The following is a 23584-nucleotide window of genomic DNA, read 5'->3' on the forward strand; positions in this document are numbered from 1 at the left end:
CGATGTTGCCGCTGGCAGCCGTACAGTCCGCGGATGCGGCGACGGAGGCGAATGAGCGGTCGGCCATGACGGTAGCGACGAAGTCGGGGCACCGGGTGGAGGTGCTGGATCAGCGGGCACCGGGAACACGGGTGTTCGCCAACGCGAACGGCACGCTGACCGCCGAATTCACCGCGAGCGGCACCTCCACCAGTACCGGGATGTGGAACTGGAACAAGATCCGGAGCCAGTACCCCGACGACAACTATTGGGGTGCGCAGGGAACGGTCGGGGAGGTCGGATACGAGGACTCCACACACAACAGAGAATGGCGGCTGCTCTTCCAGTTCCCGCTGAACTCCGTTCTCTCCGGGGCGACCATCCTCAGCGCCGGCGCGAAGGTCAACGTCGTGTCCGCGAACGCCTGCGCGAACACCGCGCTCAACTTGCACCGGGTGGAGCTCAACGACCTCAGCAAGACCACATGGAACAATTCTGCGGGCCTGTGGGCGAACGGCTGGATGTCGAGCGCGTTCGGCTGCGGTGACGCCAACGGGCTCTGGTTCGGGTCGAACGACACCTTCAAGAACTACATTCAGGGGAAGGTGAACGGCGGGGCGGGCACGGTCGCCTTCGGGATCAACTCCGCGACCGACGGGGTGCTCAAGAAGGTCGCGCCGAAAGACACCTCTCTGGTGATCACCTACAACCACGCGCCGAACGCGCCGAGCGGGCTCGCCGTGGTCGGGGCATCGTCGTGCGGGTATGGCACCGGACGCGCCTTCCTCGGCACCGACCAGCCGCAGTTCTCCGCGACACTGTCAGATCGGAACGGCGACACGGTCGGCGGGCGGCTTCAGGTGGTGCGCAAGAGCGACGGCGCGGTGGTCTACGAGGATCCGCCCGCGGGCCAGAGCCCCGCTCTCGCGGTTCCCAACGGCACCAGCCGCACCTGGCCGGCCACGTCCGCGCTGGCTCCCGGCGTGGCCTACACCTTCCGGGTGCAGACCTGGGACGGGCTCGCGGCAAGCGACTGGAGCACGGGCTGCGACTTCGAGGTCGACACCACCAGCCCGAACAGTCCGCAGGCGGTCGCGCTGTGCTCGGCTCCATGCGATCCGGAACTTGGCATGCCCGTCGGGGCGATCAGGGATGTCCGCTTCAAGCCCGGCGGCGGCGACACCGATGTCATGAAATATCGGTACGGCTTCTCAGTCGAGGCGCTCAGCATGACAGCCGCGGCCGGTGCCGACGGCACCGTGACCGTGCCGATCACCATGTGGAACACCGATACGACGTTCCTGTACGTCAAGGCCATCGACAAGGCGGGCCGGGAAAGCTCGCAGGCGACCAGGGTGGAGGTGACGGCCAGGTCCAGCGGTGCCGCCCCGCGCGCCAGACGCGGCGATCTCAATGGCGACGGGCTCGCCGACATCGGTGCCATGACCTCCGACAACGGCCACCAGAACACCGTCTGGAGCTGGTTGAACACGGCGAACGGCGCGTTCTCCCCAGTTGGCGTCGAGCTGAACAACTCTTACGCGTCCACGGCCATCCGCACCCTCCAAAGCGACTTCGACGGGGACAAACTGGCCGACGTGGCGATGCTCCGGCAGGAGCCGAACGACCGGATCACCATGTGGGTCTACCGATCCGACGGCAGCAGGTACCTGCCACCGTCGAACGCCTGGTTCGACACCGCGTCCGCCGGTGGCTGGAAGCTCGACTCCACCAATCCGGTCGCCGGGGACTTCGACGGAGACGGCAGGAGCGATGTCGGCCTGTTCTTCAACTACGGTGGTTGCCGCACCAAGCTGTGGGTCTTCTACTCCACCGGCACGACGTTCACCGGATCCACCGACACCCCTGTCTGGGACAGCGGCGACAACGGCCACTGCCTCGACCGGTCCAAGCCGGTGACCGGCGACTTCGACGGCGACGGCCGGACCGAGATCGCGTCCTTCTACCGTACGGATGACGCCTGTGTCTGGAAGCTCATCACCTTCGAGCTGCCCGGCGCCAGAGGGGCGTTCACGCTGAACACCGGCGCGGGACAGAGCTCGAGCTGCTCGGACTGGAACCAGCTCAAGCCCATCGCCGGTGACTTCGACGGGGACGGCAAGGCCGACGTCGGCCACTTCTACAACTATGCCAACGGCCGTACGAAACTCTGGTTCCTCACCAGCAACGGCACCGGCTTCGGCGCGGAGACGCTCCGCTGGGACAGCGGCGACAACGCCTGGGACTGGGACAAGATCGAGGCTTCGACCGCCGACGTCAACAACGACGGCTATGACGAGCCGGTCGTGGTCTACCGCTGCTGCGGCCCCAACCAGGCGAACGTCTGGTCGTTCCACCGGGCATCCGGCGGCTCCACGCACGCTCCGCGGCTGCGCTGGGACGGGCGGATCACCAGCGCCACGGGTGGATCCAAGGTTCTCGAGACCAAGAAGTACGAGATCGTGGCCTACCACAGCGGGAAGTGCCTGACCGTCTCCGGCGGCGGCACGGCCGACGGAACCGCACTCGTGCAGCGGACGTGCGACGGCACGAGCCAGCAGCGCTTCACCTTCGCCCGCCTGGGCGCCGCGCAGTACCAGGTCAGCCCTACCCACACGACGGGTAAGTGTCTCGACATCCTCGGATCCAGCGGGGACAACGGCGGGCGGCTCGGCCAGTACACCTGCAACGGCGCGGCCAACCAGCGCTTCTCCGTTGATTACCGTTACGACGGCGTCACCGGCTATCTGATCGTCTCGGTGCAGGCCAGGCATAGCGGCAAATGCTGGGACGTGTACGGCTTCAGCCAGGCGGACGACGCTCCGGTCTATCAATGGGACTGCTGGGGAGGGGCCAACCAGCAGTGGATTCTCAGACCCGTAGCTTAGTTCTGGCCTAAGAGTTGTGGATGTCCCGGATCGCGCGAGCCGGGACATCCATATGTCCCAAATAGGGCGACTTTTGCCTGGTCCTCGTGCGCGCAGGCGCGGAGGAGGGCCAATTCGTTAGCAGGCGCTCTCACCTTCGTCTTCTTGTCGCACCACGCCACCTTCGGTACCTGATGGAACTACGACGCGGCCTCCCCGATCCAGAGCACCTCCGGTTACCGCAACCTCGACGTCATCACCAGGATCGGCGCTACCCTGCACCCATTACTGGCGCGACTCCAAGCTGAAGTGCTCCGGGCTCACCCGGGGCCGGTACGGCTCAGGCGGGCCGCCTACCAGGTGGAGGGTCGGTCAGCCGGCCTTCACGGCGGAGGCGAAGTCCGGTTGCACGCCGAGTTGGGCGAGCATCACGCTGATGCCGACGTAGCAGTTGAACTCCTTGATCTTGCCGTTCTCGATGTACCAGAAGTCGGCGGTAGGGATGTCGAGCTTGGCGCCGGTCGGCTGGATGGCGCCGGCCGGAGTCTCGAACGGCCCGGTGAAGGTGCCGCGGATCGACAGCTCGACGGCCACGAGGTCGCCCATGACATGGAACCGGTGGAGTTCGCGGTGGATGTCAGGAGCCAGCTTGCCCAACCAGGTCGCCCAGGTGCTCGCCGCGGTAGCTGTCTCCGGCGACGACGTTGTTGAACACGCCGTCCTCGGCGAACAGGTCGATGAATCCCTGGACGTCCAGGACGCTGCCCTCGGCCGCGTGGTACGCCTGCCGGACCACGGTCTCCGCGTCGGTCGCCATCACAGTTCCCCTTCCACGAGATAAATCAAATGCTTGCTTAACATTATGGCTGAGATTGAAGTTGGTCAAGCAAGCATTTGAATGACTAAGGGCGGCCGTGGAAGGCGCCCGCCACCACCGGGACCACGAGTCGCTCGATCCGCTCCGCGGACATCGCCGCCAGCTCCGCGCCGATGGGCGCCAGCGCCAGCCAGTTCAGCATCCCGGCCGCCGCCCGGATGCGGAAGACCAGCTCCGCCTCCTCCACCTCGGGCAGGTCCGCCGTCAGCACGCGCAGCGCGTCGGTACGGGTCTGGGAGAACTTGGCGGCCAGCCGTTCCCACCCCTGTGGCGGGTCGATCCCTACGCGCGCCACCGTCCGCATGACCGCCAGCTCCTGCCCCCCGGCCGCCAGCGCGCGCACCATCGGCCGGGCGAAGGCCGCGGCCAGCTCGTCGAGCGTCGCGGCGGACTCCAGGGACCCGAGAGCCTCGATCTGCGCGTCGAGATACCGCTCCAGCGCGTGCTCGATCGCCGCGTCACACAGCGTCCTCAGCGAGCCGAAGTGGTAGCTCACCGCGGCGACGTTGGCCCCGGCCTTCTCGGTGATCTCGCGGAGGGTCACGCCTTCCTGGCCTCGCTGCGCGAGCGCGTCCAGCGCGGCCGTCAGCAGGCTGTCGCGCGTGCGCTGGCCGGCCTCCCGGCGCAGGTCCACCTTCTCCGCCCCCACGGCCAGAACTCAAGCAGCCGCTTGAGTTCTTTGTCAAGCAGCTGCTTGAACAGCCACTGAGCCGGGGCGAACAGCCGGTAGATGGCGACGATCTCGAAGGGCCGCCCTGCAGCAGGGCGACGTCGAGCCCGCGCTCGTGCCCCGCGGCGATGAGCGACGATGCCGTGGCGGCGGTGGTCCTCCACCGTGGCGACGACGGAGACGCCCGCGATCCCGTATCGGTCGAACAGCGCCGAGGTGCCCACCAGGCACCCCTCCGACGGAAGCTGCCCGGCTCGCCCGGCCGTTCCCGCTCGGCGGCGAGGACCCGTTCGCGTGGGCCGTGGGGGACGCCGAAGGAGGGCCCGTAGCAGCGGCGGCCGTCGACAGCGTCGATCCGCAACTCGCTCGGGCGGAGTGTCCACGGCGGTCCAGGCGGAAGGCGATCACGATGCCGCCGGTCGCGAGAAGGCGGCGCGCCAGTTCGGGGCGGCCGTCCGGCCCAACCCACCAGAGGTACGGCAAGCCGCCGAGGCGCTCGCCGGCGTCCTCCGGCGAGGCGTGCGGGGCGACTCAGAGCACGCCGTTGAGCTACGGGTGCAGCACTCCGCCGCTGGCCGTGTTCGGAGCGGTCCTCGACCATGACTGGCCGCTCGCTCGTGGTCGTGGAGATCTTGCTCCCGATAGGCAGACATGAGCTGGAGACGTCTATCCCATCAGCTTCCGACCTGGCTTGAACACGTGGAGCGGGTACCGGGAATCGGACCCGCGCTGCCAGCTTGGGGATCTCGGCTCGTAGCGGCATTGACCTGTGGCTGAGGCCGTTCGTGAGCGACCGTTGTTGACCCCTCGCTGTCCCTCTTAATGGCACGACGATCAGCCCGCGACCTGGTGTTACTCGCGACGCGCGCACCCCCGCCCGCCTGAGATCACCTTGTGTCCCTGGTCTGCTCGGCTTGTCCCGGGTCGATGGCGGGCGGGATGATCAGGCTTCCACCTCAGCCACTTACGGCGCTGGCACTCAGCACAGCCACATCCCGGAGGCGAAGCGCCCCCCGCCGGAGGCATGAAAGGGATTGTCTATGCGCGTGTTGAGGCTCCTTGCGGACTTGTTCTGGCGAGTAGATGCGTTCTTGGGTGGCGATGTAAAGCCGCATCGCGGTCAGCGGTTCGCTGCGGCCCATCCTCTGCGCCTCGGGTTGATCGTAGGTTCCGCCTTCGGTGGGCTCTTTGGCGTCATCGTGTTGATCAGTGCCGCGCTCGGAGCGGAATACGCCTTCACGCTGTCTTCCTTGCTCGTTTGCCTCGGCGGTGCGGTCTTCATGGGGGTCTTCTTCGTGGGCGTGGGCTACTTCGGGCGCTGGCAGCAACGGCACTACGGGTATTACCCGGCTCAGGATGAGCATGCCGGCAATTCATAGCATGAGCCGGTGGCCTTGCTCAGCGAGCGGTTGTCCTACCTGTAGAGCCATCCTTGAAAGGTTCCGCCTGCCCCAGACAATCGGGCGGTGGCAGGGGGATGACCGATGAGGGGGAGTGGTCGGCGGCATAGACGGCAGCGGCCAAGATCCGGCAGGCTTGGCGAGATGCGAGGAGAATTAATCATTCTGCTGGGGTGGGTGCTCTCTGCCCTGCTGCTGTTTCTGCTCATCTACAGCGCTATCCGCTTGGCGCTCAAACACGACCGTCGAAGCCGGATGCGCGAAGCTGCCCAACAGGCTCGCATGGATCGGCTGAACGAACAGCGCGCCGCGAGGCCGTGGATGGACCGAGACGGCGGGTAACGGCGGCGAGTTTGGATGGGTGCGGCGGTAGGTCGCGCACGAGCCGCACGGATCTACCTGCACACCACGGAAAAGCGGGACTAGATCATCGCTGATGCCCTCGGGAAGATCGCGGAAGCCGCGCTCAGTGAGGACGAGGAGCAAGATCAAGAGGTTATGGATACGTAGCGGGCACGGAAGATCCGAAAGGCGCTGGAAACGATCAAGGCCCAGGTCTGGGATTTGCTCCCCGACCTGAGCCTGAGGTCGTTGGAGCCCGCGCTGTCAGCTTGGTGGCAAGATGCTGATCTTGGTGCCCTGAGCTGGGAAAATGATTCAGAGCGGCTCGGTTGACCATGAGTCCCTGTGAGACGCACCTGCTGCCCGCCTGTTCTGCCACGTGATAGATGTCTCCGTGGTGCGGCTTTGTCAGCCGAGCCTGGCACCATGCAGCCTCATGGACGTTGACGAGTTCTGGCTCTTCCTCCAGAGGTCCCGGGAGGTGACCGGTGATCCTGATGAACGCCTGCGGTGGCTCACCCTCCATCTTGCGCGGAGTCCGCTGGCCCGGATCGTCGACTTCCAGATCCTTCTCAACGAGGTACGACGACGATCCGACACGTATGACATGTGGGAAGCAGCCAACCTGATCTTCGGCGGCTACTGTTCCACCGACAGCTTCTGGTACTTCCAGGCCTGGCTGATCGGACTTGGCCGCGACACGTTTGACCTCGTAGTAGCCGACCCCGACAACCTGGCCGACGTGCCTGAGGTGCGACGGTTGGCGGAGCGCCCCATGTGTTAGTGGGGCGATGAACGGCCGTGGTGGGAGGCGTTGAGCTATGTGGCCGCCGGAGCCTATGAAGAGTCCACCGGCGAAGAGGACGGCGTCTACGACGCGATGGCAGCACACGGGCACACGAACCAGAGCGATCCCGATCCGAGAGGTCCTTCGTGGAATTCCCGGAATCAGGTAGAGGCGGCTCGGAGATTGCCTCGGCTAAGCCGCATGTTCCCGCAGGATGCGTCAAAGCTTTGATTTTTGAAGTGCATTCAATCCCCCGCTGTCATGTCGATTCCCCGTCAGATCCGCTCGCGCTGATCAAGCAGATCGATTGGGCCTCGCTCGAACACGCCTTGGGACCGGCCGTGGATACCCCGGCCGCGCTGGCCGATCTCCTCAATGGCGCCCCAGAGGCCCAAGCCGGAGCTGTCGATCACCTCAACGACCCAGTGCACCATCAGAACTCTCTCTACTCGGCAACTGCCCCGGCAGCCCTGTACGTCGCCGTGATCCTCAGCGATCCGCGCACCGACACCTTGGTACCAGGCGGCGAGGAGGTCCAGTGGCATCCGTTACGCCAGGCGTTGCTGGACTGGCTGGGATCAATAGCCGATGAAGTCGGTATCGATGCTGAAGCGACGTGGCTGCGCTCTGGTTTCTCACCGGAGGAGAGCCCGGAATTCACAGCGGTCCGAGTCATCCGTCCAGCACTCTTCCAGACCGTGTCCGCATTCTTTCAAGACGCCAACCCCATCGTCCGGGAAGCCGCCATCGCCGCTGCCATCCCGCTCTTGGACGCCCCAGAACTCACCGGCCATCAAGCTGACCTTGCCCCATTCGTGCGCAGCGTCCTAGCCACCACTTCGAACCGGGTCTATCGGCACATCGCGGTACGTGGCCTCGGTGCATGGGGCCAAGAGACAGCTTCGCTGGTAGACCGGACAGAGTACTTCAGTGATGAGCCGCCCTTTTGATCTGTAACCGCGCCCCCACGAGTCCGGCGGCGTTGATCAGCGACACTTCCCGGTGAGCCAGGGTGAGGAACGAACCGTGAATCGTCGATCGTCCCCAAGCACGTGTGGCGTGCCGGCGGTGAAGGCGTTGTCGGCACTTGAATGATGTGCAATATTGATCACTCCTCAAGAGAGGTGATCTTCTGGGTACTTCCGTCAGACCTTTCGCATACGCGATCGCGCTGCTTCTGCTGGTTGCCGTGGTCGCGATCGGCGTGATCTTACTGCCGCGCGTGATCTACCCGCCTTTGACCAACGAGCAGTTGCAGTACATCGGTGACCCGATGATGAGATTGCAGCTCAAAGGCACGCGGTCAGCGCTGGAAATCCAGTTTCGCTGGCAACTGATCGCCATGGTAGGCATCTTCTTAGCAGCCGGAGTCCTCAGCCTCAGGATGTGGCCCAGAAAGTGACCATGTCTCGCTCCTGCGTGGAGCGGGTGACAGGAATCGAACCCGCGCTGTCAGCTTGGGAACTGCAACGATCACCCGACGTCGGGGCGCTGAGCTGGGCAGGAGGCCGGTCGTGAGTGACCGTGATTTACCCCTCGTTCCCCTGACTAATTGCGCGACGATCACGTGCTGACCTCTTGCTCTGCGGGTCTGGTCATGGTGGGCTCAGGCCCGTGTACGAGGATCGGTACCCCGGCCAGCTCGCGCTTCCGTTGTCCTTCCCGAACCGTCGCTTCCGGGTCTGGAGCTACGTCCCTGCACACAGCGAACTCGTTCTCCGGACGGAGTACGTGCCGGATGCTCCTCATGTTGAGTTGCTCTTCAAGCCCGTGGAGGCGATCTCCCTTCCAGTCAGGATGGAGGGGCTCGTGGTCATGGCCGACGATCAGGATGACGGCGTGACCTTCCATGTCAGGTCAGACGGCTGCTCGGGCTATGTTGTCGCGAGCTATCTGTTCTTCCGCCAGGAGGAACGATCAAGGTATAGCCCGTATTCGCTGTTTCACGGCATCTTGAGCAGTGATTTCACGCGATAGCGTCGCGCGTGCCCTGCCTGATCATCCCGTCTGCCGTCGACCCGCACGCAGAAGAAGCGGGCCAGGGGCATGGGTATCAGATGGAGCACCCCGCCGGATGAACGATCTGGTGCCCGTGGCCCTGGTCTGGTCGGCTTGCCCCGGGTCGATGGCGGCGGGATGATCAGGCTTCCACCTCGGCCACCTGTGGACCGCAGGCCCGTCCAGCAGTAATCGCGGAGCTGGAGCGCGCCCGCCGAAGGAGGAGCTGTGAGAGAAGCCCAGCACTTCGGGTTTTCCTGGAGCGGATTTAGCGCCTTGCATTCAGATGCCGAATTGCTTATGACCGCAACCTCCGGAAAGATCACACACCATGAACGAGCCGGCCGCCGCCGTCCTGTTGTTAACCTTCATTGCCATTGTCTGGGTTCTGCTGACCGCTCTTGTTCGAAACGCGCGCGAGAACACCCAAGATGGCAAGCCGCTGGACACATTGACCATGGTGGCTGTTGCCGGAGCCCTTCTCGGTGTTGGCCTGCTCATGCTCACGGTGATGGGCGTCATGAAGGGTATCGTCGAGGCCCTGCAGCACGCTCTGTAGCGCGCCGGAGCAACCCGCGCTGTCAGCCTTTGAAGTCTTTCGAGATCATGCTCCCTGGGCTGCGAAAGCGCTGACCTGGGCGTATGCAGATCCAGCCCCCCGTGGCTCCCCGGTGACCGCCGACCGTACGGGCACGCAACGGGCACGCACCTTCTGATCCGTAGGTCCCCAAATGATCTCCCGGGCCGTTCAAACCTGTTCGCCGCGCTGGTCGCTAGACCCTCGGCTATCCGGGCCCGTCCATCGCAGTTCATGATCGTCCGTTCGGGTGGCTCCCAAAAGCCTGATTGCCGCCCGGTGCACCGGCATGTTTGATCACAGACTCCTGCTGTGCCACGGCCTGTCAATCCTTCCGGCGCCAGCCCCTACACACCCTGCTACGGTTGCGAGGCAATCTGATCACGGTCCACGGCAACGATGTCGGCTTCGCTTTACGTGCGCATATGCGGCGCTTATGCGGGATCGTGCTGGTAATCATCGGGATCATGAGCCTTACGAGTTGCTCGCCTCCCATAGCGGGGTCCACCGGAGTCAGCGTCGACGCAGAGGGGCATCCGATCATCGTCCTGGCATGGTGCGGGGGAGCGACTCCTGAGGGTGTAGACATCTCTCACCACGAGGACGCCTCAGGCCCGTGGGGTACCATGCCCGGCCCTTCGTCAGCAGCAACGGTCGTAGACGACGTGGACTTCATCGCACCGTCTCTGGACGGGCAGATCGCGTCCGTCCGGCTGGACGCTCCGGATGATGGTTGGACGGTAGAGCCGAAACCGTTCGTGCTGCGCCAGGGGGTGCTCTATCACGCGTTCGGCTACCAGGGGCGAGGCTCCAACCAAGTTAACACCGACTACGTCAGCTTCTCCGCCGAGAGCGTAGCGAAGCTCAAGCCGGGGTCGGCGCTGGTCCAGCGGTACGACGAGAGACGGTCTCCGCCCGATTGGGTCGACGTCACGATCACGCGGGAAGAGTTCGGCCGCCAAGGCCAGGATCCAGCCAACTCTCAATGATCACTCGTCTACCTGGAGTGGAGCGTCGCCTATCGCTTCATGGCTCTGTTGCGCTTGAGGAGGGCCGTGATCTTGTCGTAGTCACGCGCGCCGTTCAGCTCGTCGAGGTACAACTCGTAGAGGTCACCCCACCAGTGGCGCGTTGTTGTCCCAGATTCGGTAGCCGCCGCGAACGCCTCTGGCGACGTAGCGTCTCCGGCCCATGGTTCGTCACTCCGCAATCCGCCGGTCCGAGAGTCAAGCTCGGCGATCAGCCACGTTGCTCGGTGAGCCAGGGTGAGGAACGAACCCTGGATCGTCGATCGTTCCAAGCACATACGGCGGTCAGCCATGCCGTGGCGCTCGTAGGGCTGTATCTGTGGGGGTGGCGTGGCAACCCCGGCCGGGCCGTTCGGTCGGTGCGGCGCGATAGACGCGCGGCGGCCGGCCCGGTGTCCCGCTGCCGTCCGTGGGCTAATTGAACCGAGAGATCAACTGGCCCTCTACAAGATCAAAGCCCAGGTCCGGGAAACCAATCGCGACCTGGGCTCTTGCATGTGGAGCGGGTGACGGGAATCGAACCCGCGCTGTCAGCTTGGGAACTGCATCGATCATGGCCCGATAGGGCGCTGAGCTGGGCAGAGCGCCGGTCCTGAGTGACCGTGGCTGACCCCTCGTCACCCCTCTTAGACCGTGACTCATTTGGATCTTGGTCGTTAGTTCGCTCGTGGATGTGTTCCTTCGGCGACTGGTGCCCGATGAGTTGTGGGAGTTGTTCCAGCGGGTGGTCCCGCCCGCACCGACGAGGCCGCAGGGCGGTGGGCGACGGCGGGTCGATGACCGGGTGATCCTGGCGGCGATCGTGTACGTCGCTACGACCGGCTGCTCCTGGCGGCAACTGCCACCGGTGTTCGGCGCCTCCTGGCAGACGGTGCATCGCCGCTTCGCCGAATGGAGCGCCGTTCGGGTGTGGGCCAAGCTGTACCGGATCCTGCTGGATGAGCTTGGCGCCCGAGGCGAGCTGGACTGGTCGCGGTGCGCGATCGACTCGGTCAGCGTGCGCGCGGTCAAAGGGGGGAGCTGACAGGTCCGAATCGGCTCGATCGCGGCAAGAAAGGGTCGAAGATCCACCTCGTCACCGAGCGGACCGGTCTGCCGCTCGCTGTCGCGATCAGCGCGGCCAACACCCACGACAGCCTGGCGCTGGAACCGCTGGTGCGGAGCATTCCACCGATCCGCTCGCGTCGCGGACCGCGCCGCCGCAAGCCCGCCAAGCTTCACGGTGACAAGGCCTACGACTACTCCCACCTGAGGGTCTTCCTGCGCGGGTGCGGCATTACCCCGCGCCTCGCCCGCCGCGGGATTGAGTCCAGCCAGCGGCTTGGCCGCCATCGCTGGGTGGTGGAACGGACGGTCTCGTGGCTGGCCGGCTGTCGCCGCCTACACCGCCGCTACGAACGCCGAGCCGACCACTTCGCGTCCTTCGTCGCCATCGCCGCAGCCCTCATCTGCTACCGCCGACTCACCAAATGAGTCACCGTCTTAATGGCCTGCTAATGGCCCGGCGATCAGGGCGCTCCACTAGTCACGGTCTGTCCATCCAGCGTGAACCGGTAGACGATCGACTCGCGTCGTTGGAACCCCACGCGCTCATACAGGCGATTGGCCACCTCCCTAGACGGCCGCGACGTGAGGTCGACCGTGCGAGCTCCTGACTCTCTCGCCAGCGTGAGGGCCTTATCAGCTAGCGCCGCCGCAATGCCTCGTCCACGAGCAGCCTCGTCCACCACAACATCCTCGACACGCGCACGAAGCCCAGAAGGCAGCGGAAAGATCACGAGCGTCAGAGTTCCTACGATCCGCCCTTGCACGCGAGCCGCCAGTACCGTGTTCGATTCGAAGGCCAGCAATCGGCTCACAGCCTCACGGTCGAGTGCTTTCGCAGTCGTCGACAACTGTGGCAACAGTCGACTGAGCGCGGCCACAACATCGTCATCCGCCTCGCGCACGATCTCAATCTCGACGCTCATGCGCATGACCTTATCGATCGGCCCGGCAACCTGGTCTCATTCGCGCGACGCGACGCACCCCGCCTGATCATCCCGTCTGCCGTCGACCCGCCCGGAGGGGAAGTGGCCCTGGTCTGCTCGGCTTGTCCGGGGTCGATGGTGGGCGGGATGATCAGGCTTCCACCTCAGCCACTTACGAACCTCAGGCCCGCGCGGTGATCATCCCGGAGCCGGAGCGCCCCCGCCGGAGGCATGAAAGAGAGTTGTCTATGCGACTGCTGAGACTCCTTGCGGGGTGGTTCTGGCGAGTAGATGCGTTCTTGGGCGGCAATGCTAGGCCGGATGCCAGTCGGCGGTTTGTTGCTGCTCATTTTGTGCGCGGCGCGCTGATCGTCGGCCCTGTCTATGGCGGGCTATTCGCCGTCCTACTGTTGATATTGGGTGTGCCGTTCACGCCGCCTGCCTTGCTCTCTTGCCTCGGCATTGCGGTCGGCGGTGGGATGTGGTTCATGGGCCTGGACTACTTCGAGCGCCTGCGTCAACGGCACTATGGGTGCCACCCGCATGAGGCTCAGGATGAGCCTGGCGGCAATGATTAGCGGGCCGCGCGGGTCGCGCGCGAGAACGGCCCCCAGCCCGCACGCGCAGCGTGCGGGCGTGCGCGGGCCGCGTGGCGACGCTTGCGCCGCCCTTGATCTCTCATAAGAACAATTCGGCAGTGATCGGCGTGGTCGGGTGGTAGAACGCTCGGTGTGGAGGATCGGCGGGATCGGCTTCGGGCGTTGGGCGAGTTGCTGCGGCGGCTGCGCAAGGATGCGGGGTTGACGGGTAAGGACCTGGCGCTGCGGGCTCAGGTGGCGCAGCCGACGATCTCTCGGATTGAGACTGGTCAGCTTCTTCCGACACCCGAGACGGTTGAGCGTCTGTCTGCGGCTCTTGGTCTAGGTGATGCAGGGCGCGCGGAGCTGGATGCGTTGCTGGCGCGGCTGCGCACGAGGTTTCTCGTCTGAGGGGTGGGCTTGCTGGCCGAGAGGCGGCGAACGCGGCTCGGATGAGGGCGGCTCGTCGGGTGATGTCATTTCAGGCGGGGATATCAAGGCCCAGGGTCCGGGGATTCCGTCCTACCTGGGCCTTGAAGCATGAGAGCGGGTGACGGGAATCGAACCCGCGCTGTCAGCTTGGGAATCGGATCCTGATCTGGTCATGTGAGCTGGGGATACATCGTGCAGCTCAGGACGGACCGAGTGACTGTGAGTATCCGTGTGTGACCCCGACTGCCCGCCTGTTCTGGCACGTATCTGGCACGGAATCTCGATGTCGAGCATCACTGATGCGTGGGTACGGCTGGGGTAAGCGAGGGCGCTTACGTACACTTCGAGCTATGACTGCTGGGCACGCGCACGAGTACGAGGAGCTCCACCACCTGGTGGATCGGCTTTCGCCGGACCAGGCGCGTCGTCTGCTGCGTCTGGTGAAGACGGATCCGGATTTGGCAGTAGATAAAGAGACCAATGAGCCCGTCCGGCGTCGAAGGCTGTCGATCGCGGGGATCGGTGCCTCTGGTGAAGGAGATCTGTCGGAACGGGTCGAAGATCTGTTGGCCGAGCGGTTCAATCGGTCAGTGTGACCGCCACCCTCCTTGATACTGGCCCCTTGATCGCTGTCGTCGATCGGGACGATAAGCACCATGCCTCGTGCGTACGGCTGCTGGAGGAGTTGGAAGGTCCTTTGCTGCTGCCGTCGACGATCCTGATCGAAGCTGGCTGGACGATCAATAGGCACATGGGGCCTGCGGTACATGCGCAGTTTCTTGACCTCGTGACCGAAGAGTTCGAGCTGGTCGACCTTCTGCCCGCCGACGTGCGACGCATGGCCGAACTCGTACGGTTCTACAAGGATGCCCGCCTCGACCCAGCCGATGTATCCCTGGTCGCCATCGCTGAGCGTCTGGGCGTCACGCAGATCGCCACGATAGACCGCCGTGACTTCACACTCATCCGGCCACAACATGTGTCCGCGTTCACGCTACTGCCCGAGGTACTCACCTGAGGCGCTGTTGGAGCGGGTGACGGGAATCGAACCCGCGCTGTCAGCGTGGGAACTGCATCGATCACGGCCCGCTGGGGCACTGAGCTGGGCAGGGGGCCGGTCGTGACCATGGTTGCCCTCTCGTCACTTCTCTTTATGGCCCGCTAATGGCCCGGCGATCAGGGCGCTCCAGCGTTGACGCTCTGCTCATCAAGCACGAACCGGTAGACGATCGACTCCCGTCGTTGGAACCCCGTGCGCTCATACAGGCGGTTCGCCGCCTCCCTAGAGGGCCGCGATGTGAGGTCGACCGTGCGAGCGCCTGACTCTCTCGCCAGCACGAGAGCTTTGTCCGTCAGCGCCGCCGCGACGCCTTGCCCGCGAGCAACCTCGTCCACCACGACATCCTCGACACGCGCACGCAGCCCCGAAGGCAGGGGAAAGATCACAAGCGTCAAGGTTCCGACGATCCGCCCTTGCGCGCGGGCCACCAGTACCGTGTTCCCTGGGAAGGCCAGCAGCCGGCCCACGGCTTCGTGATCGAGCTCTTTCGCGGTTGTCGACAGTTGCGGCAACAGTTGGCTGAGCGCGGCCACAACATCGTCACTTGCCTGGCGCACGATCTCAATCTCGACGCTCATGGACTCGACCCTATCGATCGGCCCGCGCCCCGGTCTCACTCGTCGCGACGCGACACACGCCGTCTGCCTGATCATCCCGTCTGCAGTCGACCCGCCCGAAGGGGAAGCGGGCCAGGGCCACGGGCAGCAGATGGAGCGCCCCACTGGACGAACGATCTGGTGTCCGTGGCCCTGGTCTGCTCGGCTTGTCCCGGGCTGATGGCGGACGGGATGATCAGGCTTCCGCCTCAGCCACTGACCAACCCCAGGCCCCGAGTGTGGCGATCATCCCGGAGCCGGAGCGCCCTCGCCGGAGGCAATTGGGTTGAAGGACGGAGGTTGTTGCTCTGCCGGTACGTTTTGCCCATGCAGATCATCTATCGTCCGCGCTGGTCACTCGCCTTCTTCTCCGGTGGAGTCAGCGCCGCTGTGCTCGCTCTTGTCTATTGCCTCCTGGCCGTCGCGCTTGGCTTGCCTGCAGGCCTGACGGTTGCGGTTGCTGTGATCGTGAGTGCGGTGTATCTGCTTCTTGTCGTGGTGAAGGTTCGGCGGCGAAGCCTGACGGTCACCGAGGAGGGGATGATCGCTCAGCGAGATGCCTTCAGGGTCGCGGTGAAGTGGGTGGACTTCGTTGACGTGCAGTCCAAGCGCCTCGGCGGCCTGTATCCGGTCGACATTATGACCTTCAGCGTTGGAGCCGTAGAGCCGGTGGATGGGAGAGGTCGTCGACGTAAGAGGATTCCCCCGAAGGTCCACACAATCGGTGCCGATCGACGGATTCAGGTAGGCGTCTATGCCCCCGATTGGCGAACGGGGCCGATTGGTGAGCTGATCGCGCGCCACTCCTCAGGCTGACCAGGCGGCGTGCCGCTGGGGTCGGCGCGTTGGTTGGGTACGGCGGGCGCGCGGTGCAGCGGACGGCCCGGGTCGCCTCCTGGCCTTAAAGGACCTGGCGACCAGGATGGGTCACGACAACGTCAGAGCCGCGATGATCTACCAGCACGCTGTCAGAGGCGCCGACAAGGTGATCACGGAGGCGATCGACAAGCATCTCATCGGGCAGGAACGGGTACGCGATGACGACGACAAGGGCACGGCGGGCGCACTGGTCCCCGCAGGGTGATCAAGAGTTAATGGCCCGCGAAGATCGAACAAGTCCGGAAACAATCAAGGCCCAGGGTCCGGGGATTCCGTCCTACCTGGGCCTTGAAGCATGAGAGCGGGTGACGGGAATCGAACCCGCGCTGTCAGCTTGGGAAGCTGATGTTCTGCCATTGAACTACACCCGCGTTGCGGCCGAAGTCGCGACCACCACTGTAGCGGAAACTCCGCCCGCAACAGCAAGTCCAACCACGCGCACAAGGTAGGTTGCTCTGCGTGCTGCTATCCGATCGTGACATCCTCGCCGAGATCGACGCTGGGCGGCTGGCTCTTGACCCCTTCGACAGGGACATGATTCAGCCCTCGAGCATCGACGTCAGGCTCGACCGATTCTTCCGCGTGTTCGAGAACCACAGGTACCCGCACATCGATCCGTCGATCGAGCAGCCCGATCTTACGCGCATGGTGGAGCCCGAGGCAGACGAACCGTTCATCCTGCATCCGGGAGAGTTCGTGCTGGCCTCCACCTACGAGGTGGTGAGCCTGCCCGACGATCTGGCGTCGCGGCTGGAGGGGAAGAGCTCGCTCGGGCGGCTGGGGTTGCTGACGCATTCGACGGCGGGGTTCATCGACCCGGGGTTCTCCGGGCACGTGACGCTGGAGCTGTCCAACGTGGCGACGCTGCCGATCAAGCTGTGGCCGGGGATGAAGATCGGGCAGCTGTGCGTGTTCAAGCTGAGCTCGCCCGCCGAGCATCCCTACGGCTCTGAGAAGTACGGCTCGCGGTACCAGGGCCAGCGCGGTCCGACCCCGTCGCGTTCCTTCCGCAACTTCCACCGGACCAAGGTCTAAAAAGGGTCTCAAAGTAGCGAACCCCCGGGTTCACAAAGCATACGGAGGGTAGCCACAAGGAGAAGAGGACATGAAGTTCGCATTTCGCCTGGTAAGCCGTACCCTCTACCACGGACCATCCCCGCACATCTGGAGAACGACGTGCGCCTGCGTCTCACGCCACGTGAGGACAGCTACTACGACCTGTTCGCAGACTCCGCGAACAACCTGGTCACGGCATCCCGTCTGCTGGTAGAGATCATCAGTGACGGCTCGGACAGGGAAAGCCTGGCCGAGAAGATGCGCGCCTGCGAGCATGCCGGCGACGAACGCACCCATGCGATCATGAACCGGCTCAATGAGAGCTTCATCACGCCGTTCGACCGCGAGGACATCTACCGGCTCGCCTCGAACCTGGACGACGTGATGGATGCCATGGAGGCCGCCTCCGACCTCATCGTCCTCTACCAGATCGACCACCTGCCCAAGGACGTGGTCAGGCAGGTCGAGGTGCTCGAGCGCGCCGCCGAGCTGACGGCCGAGGCGATGCCCCGGCTACGGTCGATGAAGAACCTCAACGAGTACTGGATCGAGGTCAACCGCCTGGAGAACCAGGGTGACCAGGTCTACCGCAGGCTCCTGGCCAAGCTCTTCAGCGGTGAGTACGACGCCCTCACGGTCATGAAGATGAAGGAGGTCGTGGACGCCCTCGAGGAGGCCGCCGACGCCTTCGAGCACGTGGCCAACACCGTCGAGTCGATCGCGGTCAAGGAAAGCTAAGTGGAACTCGCGCTCGCCATTGGCGTGGTCGTCATCGCCCTGGCGTTCGACTACACCAACGGCTTCCACGATGCCGCCAACGCCATCGCCACCTCGGTCTCCACCAGAGCGCTGACCCCCAGGGCCGCGCTGTTCATGGCCGCCGCGATGAACTTCATCGGCGCGCACCTCGGCACCCAGGTCGCGCAGACGGTCGGCAAGGGCATCATCGAGGCCCCCAGCGGCACGCATGGCCTGGTGGTGGTGGCCTCCGCGCTGATCGGGGCCATCGCCTGGAACCTGATCACCTGGTACTTCGGTCTGCCCTCCTCCTCCAGCCATGCCCTCATCGGCGGTCTGGTCGGCTCCGCGCTCGCCTCGGCCAGCGTGGTCCACTGGAACGGCGTCGTGGACAAGGTCGTCATCCCGATGGTGCTCTCGCCGCTGATCGGGTTCACGCTCGCCGCGGCGATCATGATCGCAATTTATTGGATCTTTCGCAACGCGCAACCTGGAAAGACCACCCGCGGCTTCCGCTACTCGCAGACCGTCTCGGCCGCCGCGATGGCGCTCGGCCACGGCCTGCAGGACGCGCAGAAGACGATGGGTGTGATCTTCCTGGCGCTCACTGTCGGTGGTTTCGTCGCCCCGACCGACGAGATCCCGCAGTGGGTCATCCTGGCCTCGGCCGGGGCGATCTCGCTCGGCACGTACGCCGGCGGGTGGCGCATCATGCGCACGCTGGGCCGCCGCATCATCGCCCTCGACCCGCCGCAGGGCTTCGCCGCCGAGTCCGCCGCCGCGGCTGTGCTGTACACCGCGGCCATCGGGTTCGGGGCTCCCATCTCGACCACGCACACGATCACCTCGGCGATCATGGGTGTGGGCGCCACCAAGCGGCTGTCGGCCGTGCGGTGGGGGGTCGCGGGCAACATCGTGACCGCGTGGGTCCTCACGATTCCCGCTGCTGCCCTGGTGGCGGCTCTGGTGTACTTCGGCCTTCACTGGTTCGTGGAGTAGCCGCGTACATCACGTCCACGTCCCACCGGCTGAAGCCGAGCGACTCGTAGAGCCGGATCGCCGCCGTGTTGGCCTCGTCCACGTACAGCATCGCCTGGGCGAGGCCACGCGAGCGCAGATGCGACAGCCCGGCCAGCGTCAGCGCCTTGCCGAGCCCGCTTCCCTGGGCCGAGGGGTCGATGCCCACCACGTAGACCTCGCCGAGCGGTTCGTGCCCGTGCGCCGACGATCCGTGAATCTTCGTCCAGTGGAACCCGACGAGCTTTCTGTCGCGAAAAGCCAGGAAGAATCCGGCGGGATCGAACCACGACTCCCGCTCCCGCCTGAGAAGGTCGTCAAGCGTCCAGGCCCCCTGCTCGGGATGATGCGCGAAGGCCGCGGAATTCACCTTCAACCAGGCTTCCTCATCCGCCCCGGGCACGAAGGTGCGCAGCTCCACCCCCTCCGGCAGCGCATAGGCCTCAAGCGGGGCGAACAGCGAACGTCGCATCTGCCACAGCGAGCGGACCCGCGCCAGCCCCAGTGACTCCGCCAGGGCGCCGGCCCCGGGATGATCCCCGTGGGCCCACAGCCGCAGCCGCCCTTCCGTCAGGCCGAGGACCTCGGTCAGCAGGCGCTTGCCGTACCCCTCGGAGCGGTAGGAAGGGTGGATCACCAGCTCGCCGCTGGGGCCCTCGACCTCGTCGGTGGGATCGACGTGGGCGTATCCCGCGAGCCGGTCCTCGACGTAGACGAGCACCGATCGCGCCCGTGGATCGCCGCCGTAGCGCAGGTGGAGCATCACGTGCTCGTTGAGCGGTCTGACGCCGTCGGCGTCGGTGGCCGCCTCAACGACACCGAGAACGTCGGCGATTTCCTGTTCATCGAGCCGTTGCCGGATCTCCACGCGCGTTGTCACAAGGCGAACTCTAGGCGTATCACTGGCAAATAACGCCATGCCACCCTCCGGCGAATCGTTACCTTTGCGACATTGGCTGCAAAGCTTTCGGGCTTAGCGTCTTGGTCCATGACGTCACGTACCCTCCTCCGGCTCGCCATGGCCGGAGCCGTCGTCGCGGGCTCCCTGACCGCCTTATCGGTCCCGGCGCAGGCCGGTAATGCCCCCAAGACGGTGCCCGTGCGGCTCCTCGCGCTGAACGACTTTCACGGCAACCTCGAGCCGCCGACCGGTTCGTCCGGCCGGATGGTCGACGAGAACGGCAACACCGTCAACGCCGGTGGCGCGGTCTACGTGGCCGCGCACATGAAGGCGCTGCGGGACGCGAACACGATCGAGGTGGCCCAGGGCGACCTGATCGGCGCCTCGCCGCTGATCTCAGCCGCCTTCCACGACGAACCGTCCGTCGACTTCCTGGGCAAGATCGGCGTGCAGGTCTCCGCGGTCGGCAACCACGAGTTCGACGAGGGCTACGCCGAACTGCGCCGGATCATGTTCGGCGGCTGCCACCCGGTCGACGGCTGCTCGCCCGCGGGGCCGTGGAAGGGCGCCAAGTACGACTACGTCGGGGCGAACGTGCTGTTCAAGAACCCGGGCGAGAAGACGGACGTGACCCAGAGTCTGTCCGCCAACCCCCAGGTCAAGACGCTGCTGTCGGACTGGGGCGTGCCCGCGCTCCCGCCGGTGAGCATCAAGTGGATGAACGGCGTGCCGATCGGCTTCATCGGCCTGGTCACCCAGACCACGCCGAACATCGTCACCGCCGAGGGCATCAAGGACCTGAAGTTCGTCGACGAGGTCAAGGCGGCCAACGTCGCCTCGAAGATCCTCAAGCTGTTCGGGGTGCGGGCACAGGTCGTGCTCGTGCACGAGGGCGACCAGGTCACCCCCAACCAGTCGCCCGACGCGTGCAGCGCCATCCCCGGCGCGGGCAACCGCATCGCCACCCAGGTCGACCCCGAGATCGACATGGTGCTCAGCGGACACTCGCACCAGGCCTACCTGTGCAGGGTCAAGGACCCCGCGGGCCAGGACCGCCTCTACTCGCAGGGCGGCTCGTTCGGCCGCGTCATCACGCAGGTGGACATGCAGGTCGACACGAAGACGCGCGACATCGTCAGGTCGAGCGTCGTGGCGGACAACCACGTCGTCACCCGCGACGTCGACCCGGATTCCGACACTGTGACGTTCATGGACTTCTGGCGGGACAAGATCTCAGCCGTCGCCAACAAGCCCGTCGGCAGGATCAGCGCCGACATCACCAACGTGGGCACCGCCACGGGCGAGTCCCCGCTCGGCGACCTGATCGCCGACGGCCAGCTCGCGGCCACCAAGACCGGCGGCAACGCCCAGATCGCGCTGATGAACCCGGGCGGCGTCCGCGCCCCCCTGACGTACCTCACCTCTCCGGCCAGTGAGGGCGACGGCGTCGTCACCTACGGCGAGGCGTTCACCGTCCAGCCGTTCAACAACCTCATGCAGGCCGTCACGCTCACGGGCGCGCAGCTCAAGACGCTGCTCGAGCAGCAGTTCCCCGGCGGCCCCAACAACCAGCCGTTCGCCAAGATCCTGCAGCCCTCGGCGAACCTCTCCTACACCTACAGCAGGAGCGCCGCCTGGGGCTCCAAGATCTCGAACATCAAGATCGACGGCGTGCCCGTGACGGACACCCAGTCGATCCGCGTCGCGGCCAACAACTTCCTGGTCGGCGGCGGCGACGCCTTCGCCGCCTTCAAGGAAGGCACCGACGTCTGGAGCGGCCCGCTGGACATCGACGCGTTCGTGGCCTACCTCGGCCAGAACAACCCGATCGCTCCGCCGGCCACCACGCGCATCACCGCCGTCGACTGACGCGGAAGCTGCGGCTTGCCGTACAGGCTCCTTCCGTACGGCAAGCCGCCCAACCCCCCACCCGCCGACCCGAGCACAGGTCCCGCTGAGAGCGACACGCAAGGGTGGGGTGGTCGCCCGCCGTCACGGTCACGGAACCCAGGACACGAGGAGCCGATGACTCATACCGCCTACGAGTTGGAGTTCGAGGACCGTTTCGACGGAGATCGGCTGGACGAGGCGCGGTGGGTCCCGTACTACCTGCCGCAGTGGAGCGGCCGCGAGGCGGCGGCCGCTCGCTACGAACTCTCGGGCGGCCACCTGCACCTGCTGATCGAGCAGGACCAGCCCCCGTGGTCACCCGACCTGGAGGGCGAGATGCGGGCCAGGGCGAGCGCCGATCCGGACTGCATGGTCGCGCTCTGGATGATCGGCTACGAGGACGAACCCGAGCGCTCCGCCGAGATCTGCGTGTGCGAGATCTTCGGCAGGGACGTCGGCCCCGGCGAAGCGCGGATCGGGATGGGAGTCCACCCGTTCGGCGATCCGCGGATCATCGACGACTTCTCCGCCGAGACCGTGCCCGTCGACGTCACCCGGTTCCACGTCTACGCCGCCGAGTGGAGCAGGGACCAGGTCTCCTTCTACGTCGACGGGCGGCGGGTCAGGACGGTCGACCAGGCGCCGGACTACCCGATGCAGCTCATGGTCAACATCTACGAGTTCCCGCGCGGCGAGCGGCCCGCCCAGGCCTACCCGAAGCGGTTCACGATCGACTACATCCGGGGCTACCGGGCTCTTCAGGACTCAGACGTGCGTGTCCGTGCGGTCAGGGACGAAGCGGTAGCCCACGTTGCGCACGGTGCCGATCAGCGACTCGTACTCGGTGCCGAGCTTGGCACGCAGGCGGCGCACGTGCACGTCGACCGTGCGGGTGCCGCCGAAGTAGTCGTAGCCCCAGACCTCCTGCAGCAGCTGCGCGCGCGTGAAGACCCGCCCGGGGTGCTGGGCGAGGTACTTCAGCAGCTCGAACTCCTTGAACGTCAGGTCGAGCACGCGGCCGCGCAGGCGGGCGGTGTAGGTGGCCTCGTCGATCGACAGGTCGCCGCTGCGGATCTCGTCGGGCACGTCCTCGCCGGCGGCCTGCGAGATGCGGCCGGTCGACATGCGCAGGCGGGCCTCGACCTCGGCCGGGCCGGCGCTGTCGAGCAGGACGTCGTCCACGCCCCACTCGGCCGACATCGCGGCCAGCCCGCCCTCGGTGACGATCACCAGCAGCGGGCAGTCGATGCCGGTCGTGCGGATCAGCCGGCACAGGCTCTTGGCGTGGACCAGCTCCTTGCGGGCGTCGACCAGCACCGCGTCGGCAGGGCCCGCGTCGAGCAGCGCGGAGGCCTCCGCGGGGGCGACGCGGATGGAGTGGAGGAGCAGGCCGAGCGCCGGAAGCACCTCGGCGGAGGGCTCGAGGGCGTTCGTCAGTAGGAGCAGGTTGCTCACAGGCACTCCTTCGTCGCGCCCGTGAGCGTGTTCACAGTGTTCAACGGCTCGCTCACGGTGCCTCCTCAAACACGTAAGGACCCGGGGGCTACGTCGCCCAGGTCCCGTAGGCGAGGATATCCCAGATGAATGTGGCGACCATTGTGCGTCCAACAGGTGAACACGAATCATCGGTGTTAACAGGGTCGCACAATGGATGAGAAGCGATTGTGAGGTACCCATGGCCAGGGGAAAGGTACGTTACTGGGCCGCGGCCAAGGAGGCCGCGGGCGTTGCCGAAGAGGCGTTCGAGGCAACAAATCTTGACGAACTCATGACGAAAATCACAGAAAATCGCGCCGAGCTCGCCCGGGTCGTGAAGCGTTCCTCGTTCCTCGTGAACGGGTCGCCCGTGGGCAGGCGGGCGCACGGAGACGTGGTCCTGGAGGACGGCGTGACCGTGGAGGTGCTTCCTCCCTTCGCAGGTGGGTAGTCGGTAGGCTCGAGA

The 23584-nt window shown here is 65.4% G+C and carries 28 protein-coding genes, 1 tRNA gene and 1 pseudogene; 21 read left to right on the top strand and 9 right to left on the bottom strand.

The window, feature by feature from the left end; translation table 11 throughout:
* Window positions 1-65 precede the first annotated feature (65 nt).
* Window positions 66-2867, top strand: a complete 2802-nt coding sequence (locus tag KIK09_RS43060; protein WP_214325292.1) for an RICIN domain-containing protein — start codon at window positions 66-68, stop codon at window positions 2865-2867.
* A 351-nt stretch (window positions 2868-3218) separates the two neighbouring features.
* Here the strand turns inward: KIK09_RS43060 and KIK09_RS43065 are convergent, their stop codons facing one another.
* The 3 genes from KIK09_RS43065 to KIK09_RS43075 all read right to left on the bottom strand — a co-directional run bounded on the left by KIK09_RS43065 (window position 3219) and on the right by KIK09_RS43075 (window position 4372).
* Window positions 3219-3503: an ester cyclase gene (locus tag KIK09_RS43065; protein WP_214325293.1), complete on the bottom strand. Its 285-nt coding sequence runs from the start codon at window positions 3501-3503 to the stop codon at window positions 3219-3221.
* Window positions 3484-3663 carry a hypothetical protein gene (locus KIK09_RS43070; RefSeq protein ID WP_214325294.1) on the bottom strand — a complete coding sequence of 60 codons (180 nt, stop codon included), beginning with the start codon at window positions 3661-3663 and terminating at the stop codon, window positions 3484-3486. The genes KIK09_RS43065 and KIK09_RS43070 overlap by 20 nt, the downstream gene beginning before the upstream one ends.
* A gap of 85 nt (window positions 3664-3748) precedes the next feature.
* Window positions 3749-4372, bottom strand: coding sequence for a TetR/AcrR family transcriptional regulator (locus tag KIK09_RS43075; RefSeq protein ID WP_214325295.1), 624 nt, complete (start codon window positions 4370-4372; stop codon window positions 3749-3751).
* 1061 nt (window positions 4373-5433) lie between these two features.
* Between KIK09_RS43075 and KIK09_RS43080 the strand changes: the two genes are divergently transcribed.
* Window positions 5434-5772 carry a hypothetical protein gene (locus KIK09_RS43080; protein ID WP_214325296.1) on the top strand — a complete coding sequence of 113 codons (339 nt, stop codon included), beginning with the start codon at window positions 5434-5436 and terminating at the stop codon, window positions 5770-5772.
* Window positions 5773-5949: 177 nt separating this feature from the next.
* Here KIK09_RS43080 and KIK09_RS43085 read toward each other — a convergent pair whose 3' ends face one another.
* Window positions 5950-6279 carry a hypothetical protein gene (locus tag KIK09_RS43085; RefSeq protein WP_214325297.1) on the bottom strand — a complete coding sequence of 110 codons (330 nt, stop codon included), beginning with the start codon at window positions 6277-6279 and terminating at the stop codon, window positions 5950-5952.
* Between the two features lie 292 nt (window positions 6280-6571).
* On the opposite strand from KIK09_RS43085, the gene KIK09_RS43090 reads away from it, so the two are divergent.
* The 7 genes from KIK09_RS43090 (at window position 6572) to KIK09_RS43120 (ending at window position 11998) form a co-directional block, all read left to right on the top strand.
* Window positions 6572-6919 carry a DUF4240 domain-containing protein gene (locus KIK09_RS43090; protein WP_214325298.1) on the top strand — a complete coding sequence of 116 codons (348 nt, stop codon included), beginning with the start codon at window positions 6572-6574 and terminating at the stop codon, window positions 6917-6919.
* Between the two features lie 149 nt (window positions 6920-7068).
* Complete coding sequence (locus KIK09_RS43095; RefSeq protein WP_214325299.1) at window positions 7069-7872, top strand: hypothetical protein; 804 nt, start codon at window positions 7069-7071, stop codon at window positions 7870-7872.
* 239 nt (window positions 7873-8111) lie between these two features.
* Window positions 8112-8324, top strand: coding sequence for a hypothetical protein (locus tag KIK09_RS43100; protein ID WP_214325300.1), 213 nt, complete (start codon window positions 8112-8114; stop codon window positions 8322-8324).
* Between the two features lie 212 nt (window positions 8325-8536).
* A complete protein-coding gene (locus KIK09_RS43105) occupies window positions 8537-8899 on the top strand; it encodes a hypothetical protein (protein ID WP_214325301.1) in 363 nt (120 codons plus the stop codon).
* Window positions 8900-9251: 352 nt separating this feature from the next.
* Complete coding sequence (locus KIK09_RS43110) at window positions 9252-9479, top strand: hypothetical protein (protein WP_214325302.1); 228 nt, start codon at window positions 9252-9254, stop codon at window positions 9477-9479.
* Between the two features lie 683 nt (window positions 9480-10162).
* Entirely contained in the window at window positions 10163-10486 is a 324-nt protein-coding gene (locus KIK09_RS43115) for a hypothetical protein (RefSeq protein WP_214325303.1), read from the top strand.
* A 712-nt stretch (window positions 10487-11198) separates the two neighbouring features.
* Window positions 11199-11998 (top strand): IS5 family transposase gene (locus KIK09_RS43120; protein ID WP_308164681.1). Its coding sequence is split into 2 segments (ribosomal slippage): window positions 11199-11544 and window positions 11544-11998, totalling 801 coding nucleotides; the frame shifts between segments, so codons are not numbered across the junction.
* 35 nt (window positions 11999-12033) lie between these two features.
* Here KIK09_RS43120 and KIK09_RS43125 read toward each other — a convergent pair.
* The gene (locus tag KIK09_RS43125) at window positions 12034-12495 is read right to left on the bottom strand and encodes a GNAT family N-acetyltransferase (protein WP_214325304.1); all 462 of its coding nucleotides are present in this window, start codon (window positions 12493-12495) and stop codon (window positions 12034-12036) included.
* Between the two features lie 248 nt (window positions 12496-12743).
* On the opposite strand from KIK09_RS43125, the gene KIK09_RS43130 reads away from it, so the two are divergent.
* The 4 genes from KIK09_RS43130 to KIK09_RS43145 all read left to right on the top strand — a co-directional run bounded on the left by KIK09_RS43130 (window position 12744) and on the right by KIK09_RS43145 (window position 14523).
* Window positions 12744-13073 carry a hypothetical protein gene (locus KIK09_RS43130; RefSeq protein ID WP_214325305.1) on the top strand — a complete coding sequence of 110 codons (330 nt, stop codon included), beginning with the start codon at window positions 12744-12746 and terminating at the stop codon, window positions 13071-13073.
* Between the two features lie 183 nt (window positions 13074-13256).
* Window positions 13257-13484 (top strand): helix-turn-helix domain-containing protein, encoded by a 228-nt coding sequence (locus KIK09_RS43135; protein WP_214325306.1) that lies wholly within the window; start codon window positions 13257-13259, stop codon window positions 13482-13484.
* 371 nt (window positions 13485-13855) lie between these two features.
* Window positions 13856-14101, top strand: a complete 246-nt coding sequence (locus KIK09_RS43140; protein WP_214325307.1) for a hypothetical protein — start codon at window positions 13856-13858, stop codon at window positions 14099-14101.
* Complete coding sequence (locus KIK09_RS43145; protein ID WP_214325308.1) at window positions 14098-14523, top strand: type II toxin-antitoxin system VapC family toxin; 426 nt, start codon at window positions 14098-14100, stop codon at window positions 14521-14523. Before KIK09_RS43140 ends, KIK09_RS43145 begins: the two co-directional genes overlap by 4 nt.
* A 158-nt stretch (window positions 14524-14681) precedes the next feature.
* Here KIK09_RS43145 and KIK09_RS43150 read toward each other — a convergent pair whose 3' ends face one another.
* Window positions 14682-15143, bottom strand: a complete 462-nt coding sequence (locus tag KIK09_RS43150) for a GNAT family N-acetyltransferase (RefSeq protein WP_214325309.1) — start codon at window positions 15141-15143, stop codon at window positions 14682-14684.
* 345 nt (window positions 15144-15488) lie between these two features.
* On the opposite strand from KIK09_RS43150, the gene KIK09_RS43155 reads away from it, so the two are divergent.
* A complete protein-coding gene (locus tag KIK09_RS43155) occupies window positions 15489-15977 on the top strand; it encodes a hypothetical protein (RefSeq protein WP_214325310.1) in 489 nt (162 codons plus the stop codon).
* Window positions 15978-16083: 106 nt separating this feature from the next.
* Window positions 16084-16245, top strand: a complete 162-nt coding sequence (locus KIK09_RS43160; RefSeq protein ID WP_214325311.1) for a hypothetical protein — start codon at window positions 16084-16086, stop codon at window positions 16243-16245.
* A 95-nt stretch (window positions 16246-16340) separates the two neighbouring features.
* Here the strand turns inward: KIK09_RS43160 and KIK09_RS43165 are convergent.
* Window positions 16341-16411, bottom strand: a tRNA-Gly gene (locus KIK09_RS43165).
* Window positions 16412-16499: 88 nt separating this feature from the next.
* Here KIK09_RS43165 and dcd point away from each other — a divergent pair.
* The 3 genes from dcd (at window position 16500) to KIK09_RS43180 (ending at window position 18833) form a co-directional block, all read left to right on the top strand.
* The gene (gene dcd, locus KIK09_RS43170; protein WP_214325312.1) at window positions 16500-17075 is read left to right on the top strand and encodes a dCTP deaminase; all 576 of its coding nucleotides are present in this window, start codon (window positions 16500-16502) and stop codon (window positions 17073-17075) included.
* A 141-nt stretch (window positions 17076-17216) separates the two neighbouring features.
* Window positions 17217-17834 carry a DUF47 domain-containing protein gene (locus tag KIK09_RS43175; protein ID WP_214325313.1) on the top strand — a complete coding sequence of 206 codons (618 nt, stop codon included), beginning with the start codon at window positions 17217-17219 and terminating at the stop codon, window positions 17832-17834.
* Window positions 17835-18833 (top strand): inorganic phosphate transporter, encoded by a 999-nt coding sequence (locus KIK09_RS43180; protein ID WP_214325314.1) that lies wholly within the window; start codon window positions 17835-17837, stop codon window positions 18831-18833.
* Here the strand turns inward: KIK09_RS43180 and mshD are convergent.
* On the bottom strand, window positions 18766-19770 hold the full coding sequence (gene mshD / locus KIK09_RS43185; protein WP_214325315.1) for a mycothiol synthase: 1005 nt from the start codon (window positions 19768-19770) through the stop codon (window positions 18766-18768). The genes KIK09_RS43180 and mshD overlap by 68 nt on opposite strands.
* Window positions 19771-19839: 69 nt before the next feature.
* Here mshD and KIK09_RS43190 point away from each other — a divergent pair, with 69 nt between their 5' ends.
* Both KIK09_RS43190 and KIK09_RS58515 read left to right on the top strand, forming a co-directional pair.
* Window positions 19840-21621 (top strand): bifunctional metallophosphatase/5'-nucleotidase, encoded by a 1782-nt coding sequence (locus KIK09_RS43190; protein WP_214325316.1) that lies wholly within the window; start codon window positions 19840-19842, stop codon window positions 21619-21621.
* Between the two features lie 357 nt (window positions 21622-21978).
* Window positions 21979-22371 (top strand): annotated as a pseudogene (locus KIK09_RS58515) (glycoside hydrolase family 16 protein); the annotation flags it as partial.
* A gap of 36 nt (window positions 22372-22407) precedes the next feature.
* Here KIK09_RS58515 and KIK09_RS43200 read toward each other — a convergent pair.
* Window positions 22408-23097: a response regulator transcription factor gene (locus tag KIK09_RS43200; RefSeq protein ID WP_214325317.1), complete on the bottom strand. Its 690-nt coding sequence runs from the start codon at window positions 23095-23097 to the stop codon at window positions 22408-22410.
* Between the two features lie 220 nt (window positions 23098-23317).
* Between KIK09_RS43200 and KIK09_RS43205 the strand changes: the two genes are divergently transcribed.
* Window positions 23318-23569 (top strand): MoaD/ThiS family protein, encoded by a 252-nt coding sequence (locus KIK09_RS43205; protein ID WP_214325318.1) that lies wholly within the window; start codon window positions 23318-23320, stop codon window positions 23567-23569.
* The last annotated feature ends 15 nt before the right edge of the window (window positions 23570-23584 follow it).

It is taken from the genome of Nonomuraea sediminis (assembly GCF_018531495.1).
In the GTDB taxonomy this organism is placed as follows: Bacteria; Actinomycetota; Actinomycetes; order Streptosporangiales; family Streptosporangiaceae; genus Nonomuraea; species Nonomuraea sediminis.

Bases quoted from the DNA above. Each gene is read 5' to 3' on its own strand.
- KIK09_RS43125 (WP_214325304.1), bottom strand. From the start codon at position 12,495: ATGAGCGTCGAGATTGAGATCGTGCGCGAGGCGGATGACGATGTTGTG.
- KIK09_RS43110 (WP_214325302.1), top strand. From the start codon at position 9,252: ATGAACGAGCCGGCCGCCGCCGTCCTGTTGTTAACCTTCATTGCCATT.
- KIK09_RS43070 (WP_214325294.1), bottom strand. From the start codon at position 3,663: ATGGCGACCGACGCGGAGACCGTGGTCCGGCAGGCGTACCACGCGGCC.
- KIK09_RS43160 (WP_214325311.1), top strand. From the start codon at position 16,084: ATGGGTCACGACAACGTCAGAGCCGCGATGATCTACCAGCACGCTGTC.
- KIK09_RS43155 (WP_214325310.1), top strand. From the start codon at position 15,489: ATGCAGATCATCTATCGTCCGCGCTGGTCACTCGCCTTCTTCTCCGGT.
- KIK09_RS43150 (WP_214325309.1), bottom strand. From the start codon at position 15,143: ATGAGCGTCGAGATTGAGATCGTGCGCCAGGCAAGTGACGATGTTGTG.
- mshD (WP_214325315.1), bottom strand. From the start codon at position 19,770: ATGGCGTTATTTGCCAGTGATACGCCTAGAGTTCGCCTTGTGACAACG.
- KIK09_RS43090 (WP_214325298.1), top strand. From the start codon at position 6,572: ATGGACGTTGACGAGTTCTGGCTCTTCCTCCAGAGGTCCCGGGAGGTG.
- KIK09_RS43060 (WP_214325292.1), top strand. From the start codon at position 66: ATGACGGTAGCGACGAAGTCGGGGCACCGGGTGGAGGTGCTGGATCAG.
- KIK09_RS43130 (WP_214325305.1), top strand. From the start codon at position 12,744: ATGCGACTGCTGAGACTCCTTGCGGGGTGGTTCTGGCGAGTAGATGCG.
- KIK09_RS43190 (WP_214325316.1), top strand. From the start codon at position 19,840: ATGACGTCACGTACCCTCCTCCGGCTCGCCATGGCCGGAGCCGTCGTC.
- KIK09_RS43080 (WP_214325296.1), top strand. From the start codon at position 5,434: ATGCGCGTGTTGAGGCTCCTTGCGGACTTGTTCTGGCGAGTAGATGCG.
- KIK09_RS43205 (WP_214325318.1), top strand. From the start codon at position 23,318: ATGGCCAGGGGAAAGGTACGTTACTGGGCCGCGGCCAAGGAGGCCGCG.
- KIK09_RS43140 (WP_214325307.1), top strand. From the start codon at position 13,856: ATGACTGCTGGGCACGCGCACGAGTACGAGGAGCTCCACCACCTGGTG.